The organism is Craterilacuibacter sp., assembly GCF_051659485.1.
In the GTDB taxonomy this organism is placed as follows: Bacteria; Pseudomonadota; Gammaproteobacteria; order Burkholderiales; family Chromobacteriaceae; genus Craterilacuibacter.
The window spans coordinates 1-2,684 of the sequence record NZ_JBOFOO010000237.1; the positions used below are offsets into that span (position 1 = coordinate 1).

Consider the following 2,684-nt stretch of genomic DNA (forward strand, 5'->3'; position numbering starts at 1 on the left):
CACGGATAGCGAAAACACACCGCAGCAAAGACAGGGAGAACACCACAATATGCGCCTGACCACCAAAGGACGCTTTGCCGTTACCGCCATGCTGGACCTTGCCCTGCGCGAAGCAGGCGGCCCGGTCACGCTGGCCGGCATCAGCGAGCGCCAAGGCATTTCCCTGTCGTATCTGGAACAGTTGTTCGGCAAGCTCAGGCGTTCTGCCATCGTGGAAAGTACCCGCGGCCCCGGTGGCGGCTACACGCTGGCGCGCAAGGCCGCCTTCATTTCGGTATCGCAGATTATCAGCGCCGTAGACGAACCGGTGGATGCGACCCAGTGCGGCGGCAAGGAAAACTGCCGTGGCAGCCAGCGCTGCATGACCCACGATTTGTGGACCGAGCTGAACGCCACCCTATTCGACTACCTGTCCAAAGTGAGTCTGGCCGACCTGGTCGACAAACAGCACGCCAAGGAAGTCAACGTAATACAGGATCAGCGCGACATACCCGCCCAAAGAAGGGCGCGCGCCGAATCCCCAACCAGCGCCCTTTGAAGCGCCGGCATCTACTGTGGAGAGTTTAATAATGAGTCAGCTCAAGTTTCCTATCTACCTCGACTATTCCGCCACCACACCGATAGACCCGCGTGTAGCCGAGATGATGATTCCGTATCTGACCGAAAAATTCGGCAACCCGGCATCACGCAGTCATGCCTTTGGCTGGGAAGCCGAAGCGGCCGTCGAGAATGCCCGCGCAGAAGTGGCCCGACTGGTGAACTGTGACGCCAAGGAAATCGTCTGGACCTCGGGTGCCACCGAATCGAACAATCTGGCACTCAAGGGCGCCGCCAATTTTTACCAGAGCCGCGGCAAGCACCTGATCACGGTCAAGACCGAACACAAGGCCATCCTCGACACCATGCGCGAGCTGGAGCGTCAAGGCTTTGAAGTGACCTACCTGAATGTGCAGGAAAACGGCCTGATCGACATGGACGTACTCAAGGCGGCCATCCGCCCTGACACCATCGTGGTGTCGGTGATGTTCGTCAATAACGAGATCGGCGTGATTCAGGACATTCCGGCCATCGGCGAATTGTGCCGTGAAAAAGGCATCGTATTCCATGTCGATGCCGCACAGGCAACCGGCAAGGTCGACATCGATCTGGAAAAGCTCAAGGTCGACCTGATGAGTTTCTCGGCCCACAAAACCTATGGCCCTAAAGGCATAGGCGCGCTGTATGTACGCCGCAAACCGCGTATCCGTCTGGAAGCACAGATGCACGGCGGCGGCCACGAGCGCGGCTTTCGCTCCGGCACGCTGGCCACCCACCAGATCGTCGGCATGGGCGAGGCTTTCCGCATTGCACGCGTAGAGATGCATGCCGAAAACGAACGCATCCGCATGCTGCGCGACCGCCTGTGGAACGGTTTCAAGGATATGGAAGAGGTTTATATCAACGGCGACTTCGAGCAGCGCGTGCCGCACAACCTCAACGTCAGCTTCAATTTCGTAGAAGGCGAAAGCCTGATCATGGCGATCAAGGATCTGGCCGTGTCGTCCGGCTCCGCCTGCACCTCGGCCTCGCTGGAGCCTTCCTATGTGCTGCGCGCCCTGGGGCGCAACGATGAAATGGCGCATAGCTCGATCCGCTTCACCATCGGCCGTTTCACCACCGAAGAAGAAGTCGATTACGCAGTCAAGCTACTCAAAGACAAGATAGGCAAGCTGCGCGAACTGTCCCCGCTGTGGGAAATGTTCAAGGACGGCGTTGACCTCAATACCGTACAGTGGGCTGCGCACTAATACCGATATGCGCTCGCCGGCAGCGTCCGGCCAGTGCCTGCAACAAGGAGAAACACCATGGCTTATAGCGAAAAAGTTCTCGACCACTATGAAAACCCGCGTAACGTCGGCGCCTTCGAAAAAGGCGATGCCACTGTCGGCACCGGCATGGTCGGCGCGCCGGCCTGCGGCGACGTGATGAAGCTGCAGATCAAGGTCGGTGCCGATGGCGTGATTGAAGACGCAAAATTCAAGACCTATGGCTGCGGCTCTGCCATTGCTTCGTCGTCGCTCGTTACCGAATGGGTCAAGGGCAAGACACTGGACCAGGCCATGGCCATCAAGAATACCGATATTGCCGAAGAACTGGCGCTGCCACCGGTCAAGATCCACTGCTCGATACTCGCGGAAGACGCCATCAAGGCGGCCGTCAGCGACTACAAGCAAAAACACGGTCAATAAGGAGATATCATGGCGATCACACTGACTCAGGCTGCTGCCGACCATATCCGCAACTTTTTGGCCAAGCGCGGCAAGGGTTTGGGCATTCGTCTGGGCGTCAAAACCTCGGGCTGCTCGGGCATGGCCTACAAGCTTGAGTTTGTTGATGTGGCAAGTGACGATGACATCACCTTCGCCAGCCATGATGTGTCGGTATTTACCGATGCCAAAAGCCTCGCCTATCTGGATGGTACCGAACTTGATTTTGCCAAAGAAGGCCTGAACGAAGGCTTCAAGTTCAACAACCCCAATATCAAGAACGAGTGTGGTTGCGGAGAAAGCTTCAACGTCTGATATCGCCGTCCGGCCCAGGCCGGACGCTTGCATCGCAGGACATCTTCCTGCAGGGCTGCCATGAATTCCGACTTCACCCAAGGTTACTTCGCGCTGTTTGCATTGCCGCCATGCTTTGCACTG

At 57.5% G+C, this 2,684-nt stretch carries 4 protein-coding genes; all 4 read left to right on the forward strand.

The annotated features are described in order from the left end of the window. Positions 1 to 49: 49 nt before the first annotated feature. Genes iscR through iscA form a run of 4 tightly spaced genes read left to right on the forward strand, consistent with a single transcriptional unit; the run spans position 50 to position 2,561 of the window. Positions 50 to 538 (forward strand): Fe-S cluster assembly transcriptional regulator IscR, encoded by a 489-nt coding sequence (gene iscR, locus ACRC1E_RS08350; RefSeq protein WP_438514642.1) that lies wholly within the window; start codon positions 50 to 52, stop codon positions 536 to 538. A 31-nt stretch (positions 539 to 569) separates the two neighbouring features. Next, complete coding sequence (locus ACRC1E_RS08355; protein WP_438514639.1) at positions 570 to 1,787, forward strand: IscS subfamily cysteine desulfurase; 1,218 nt, start codon at positions 570 to 572, stop codon at positions 1,785 to 1,787. Positions 1,788 to 1,844: 57 nt separating this feature from the next. Continuing rightward, positions 1,845 to 2,228, forward strand: a complete 384-nt coding sequence (gene iscU, locus ACRC1E_RS08360) for a Fe-S cluster assembly scaffold IscU (protein WP_438514640.1) — start codon at positions 1,845 to 1,847, stop codon at positions 2,226 to 2,228. A 9-nt stretch (positions 2,229 to 2,237) separates the two neighbouring features. Next, positions 2,238 to 2,561 (forward strand): iron-sulfur cluster assembly protein IscA, encoded by a 324-nt coding sequence (iscA, locus tag ACRC1E_RS08365; RefSeq protein ID WP_438514641.1) that lies wholly within the window; start codon positions 2,238 to 2,240, stop codon positions 2,559 to 2,561. The last annotated feature ends 123 nt before the right edge of the window (positions 2,562 to 2,684 follow it).